This window comes from Vibrio sp. 1580 (assembly GCF_033340055.1).
Window position 1 is genome coordinate 1 of the sequence record NZ_JAWOVT010000716.1, and the last position, 521, is coordinate 521.

Annotated in this window: 1 protein-coding gene; it reads right to left on the bottom strand. The window is 41.1% G+C overall.

Going from position 1 to position 521, the window contains the following annotated elements; genetic code table 11:
* Window positions 1-58: 58 nt before the first annotated feature.
* The coding region (locus R7093_RS28005) for an adenylate kinase (protein WP_318147381.1) at window positions 59-521 on the bottom strand (463 nt) is incomplete at its 5' end.

Sequence of the window (521 nt, forward strand, 5' to 3'; positions counted from 1 at the left end):
CGCCATGTCGCACAAAAATAATTTCCATCTATTTGTTTTCTCTTAGCTTTTACTTATTTTATAGTTTTTCGAGATAAGCTTGTGCTTTTTTCGGGTTAGTCAAATGAACAAATTGAATGGGTGAGCCGCTCAATTCACGTTTCAGTTGAAGATATTTTCGTCGTCGGTTTGCGTAGTTTTTAATAGACCATAATACGATGGAGTCTTTTGTAAACAGTCGATACAGACTTTCTCTGTTACCAGTCCCTTCCCACACCTCTTGCTTTGTGTAAATACGAGTGAGTGCACGTTTGGTCGCTCGGTAAAACGTCACCGTTCTTGAATAGTCCAACCAAATTATCGTGTCGACGTCTTGCCACTTTATGCTTTCAGTTCGAGAATAGTTTCCATCCAAAACCCATTCGCTTTGCGTGAGGGCCGTTTTTAAGTTGCTGAAAAACTCATGGTCGGTGCTTTCTTGCCAGCCCGCTTTCCAAAACAATTTGTCCATTTCGATATGTGTAACGTCGAGCTTCTGAGCT